The sequence below is a fragment of the Amycolatopsis sp. NPDC051071 genome (assembly GCF_040682875.1).
Classification (GTDB): domain Bacteria; phylum Actinomycetota; class Actinomycetes; order Mycobacteriales; family Pseudonocardiaceae; genus Amycolatopsis.
Genome location: NZ_JBFBBY010000321.1, coordinates 1 through 2,119, shown reverse-complemented (window position 1 = coordinate 2,119; position 2,119 = coordinate 1). Strand labels below are relative to the sequence as shown.

The window sequence follows — 2,119 nt, the reverse complement described above, 5'->3', positions numbered from 1 at the left end:
GCGCCGGGGGGGGGGGGGGGTTTTTTTTTTTGGGGTCTTAACTAACGACCCAAAACACTCACGACGGTACGGATCAGGCGGGGCCGGTGCCCCACCACTGGCTGCGGCCACCGGCGATGAAGCTCCACAGCTGGAGCCGCGTGCCGTTGGTGACCGAGTTGCCTTCCGCGGTCAGGTAGCGGCCGCTGCTCGGGTTCTGGAACCGGACGTACCCCTCGGGGTTGACGGTCCCGCCCCACCACTGGTTCTTGGCACCGGGGATGTAGTCCCACAGCTGGACGATGGTGCCGTTGTTGTTGATGGTGCCGAGGTCCGCGTCCAGGTAGCGGCCGCTGGCCACGTTCTGGAAGCGAGAGAAGCCCTCGGGGTTGTTCGTGATGTAGAACGCCTGCTGGTCGGCGTCGAAGTTGCAGTCCCAGACCTGCATCTTGGTGCCGTTGCGGTTGATGGTGCCCAGGTCGGCGTCCCAGCACTTGTTCGAGTCCAGCCCGGACGGGATGAGGTACATGTCCGCGTCGGCCGCGTTGGCGGCCTGGGTGCGCGCGCCGGTCGAGGTGCGCTTGACGGGGATGAGCTTCATTCCGTTGACGGTGACCGTTTTGAAGCCGTCACCGGTGGGCTGCGGGGCCGCGGTGGCGGCGGGCGCGGTGGCGAGTGTCAGTACACCGGCCGCCGCGGCGATGATGCCGGCAAGACGCTTCATTTTCGTCATATTTCCCCTTTGGAAAGCGTTTTCTCCAGTGAGACGAGGGAGGACGGCAGCAGTCGTCAGGCCACGACGAATCGCGGCCCTTTGGGCCCTGCCGGTGAATCCCCTCGTGAAAGGGTCCGCGTAAACCCCCGAGAAGCGGACCTTCTTCGAACATCATTCAGGTCTGAACCACGGCCGTCGAGGAGATTTCCGGGAGCGGCAATACGGCTGTTCAGCCATGTAACGGAACGGTGCGGGACGCGATCACACGGCGAAGACCCTGAGCAAGGCGAGGACATCCGTGCGCATCGAGCTGACGTTGCAGGACCTGACGCGGGTCCGGCTCGCGCCCGAAGCCGATCCCTTGGCCGAGCTGGTTTCCAGTCTGCAGATCCTGCAGCGGCGCGACGCCGGTTCGGCGTTGTTCAACCGGTGGCGGCACCGGGTCAGGCTTGGGCTGGGAGAGGCGGCTTCGGCACTGCTGTGGCTGTGCCGTCCGTACGCGCCGATCCCGGCGTTTCTCGTTCCGGACAGGGACGAAACCGATTTGGAAGCCGGGTTCGCGGTGATCGGCCGGACCGGCCCGCTGTGCCTGAAGGGCGCGTTGCGCGACGTCCCGGTGAACCGCGATCTGCCCGCCTGGGCGGCGGGTCTGGTGGACGGTGACACCGCGGGCCTGCCGAAGCTGGTACAGGCGATGCAGGATTACTTCGAACTCGCGCTGGCGCCCGGCTGGGAATCGGCGCGGATCCAGGTCGACGCGGACCGGGGCATGCGGGCGCAGCTGCTGCTGCACGACGGCGTGGACGCGGCGCTGACGAGCTTGCGGCCGATGGTGCGCTGGGCGGCCCCGGTGCTGGAGGTGGGGGACGGGATCGTCGGATCCGTCGGCTCGGGTGGAGCGGGACTCGTGGTCTCGCCGACGTACTTCGCCGTATGCCCGGTGATCGTCCCGCCGTCGGGTGAGGCGCCGGTCCGGCTGCTGTACCCGTCGGTGCGGCAGGCGGCGCCGTCCACTGGATACGGCCGCGATGTCCGGAGGTCGCCGGACACCGCGCTGGCCGACCTGCTCGGGCCGACCAGGGCGGCGGCGCTGGCGGTGCTCGCGGTCGGCTGCAGTACGTCGGAGCTGGCCGCCCGGCTCGGGGTGACGCCCTCGGCGGTCAGCAAACACGCCACGGTGCTGCGGCGCGCGGGGCTGATCACCACCGAACGCGACCGCAACGCCGTGCTGCATTCGCTGACGCCGCTGGGCAGCGCCCTGCTGGGCACCTAGGGCGTGTCTGGCAAATCTCGTTCGCGGTCTTCGCGCCCAGGCGGCCCCTGGCGGCGCGGCCCTTCGACCGAGTACGACCCGGTACGAGGCCGAAGGGCCCACACCACCAGGAACCACCTGGATCACGAACCCCATCGAACAGATTTGCCAGA

Annotated in this window: 2 protein-coding genes; one reads left to right on the top strand and one right to left on the bottom strand. The window is 68.3% G+C overall.

The window, feature by feature from the left end; all coding sequences use genetic code 11:
- Positions 1-73: 73 nt before the first annotated feature.
- Positions 74-712 (bottom strand): RICIN domain-containing protein, encoded by a 639-nt coding sequence (locus tag AB0M65_RS40770; protein WP_364041022.1) that lies wholly within the window; start codon positions 710-712, stop codon positions 74-76.
- A gap of 280 nt (positions 713-992) precedes the next feature.
- Between AB0M65_RS40770 and AB0M65_RS40765 the strand changes: the two genes are divergently transcribed.
- Positions 993-1,967, top strand: a complete 975-nt coding sequence (locus tag AB0M65_RS40765) for a winged helix-turn-helix domain-containing protein (RefSeq protein ID WP_364041019.1) — start codon at positions 993-995, stop codon at positions 1,965-1,967.
- Positions 1,968-2,119 lie beyond the last annotated feature (152 nt).

Bases quoted from the DNA above. Each gene is read 5' to 3' on its own strand.
- AB0M65_RS40770 (WP_364041022.1), bottom strand. From the start codon at position 712: ATGACGAAAATGAAGCGTCTTGCCGGCATCATCGCCGCGGCGGCCGGT.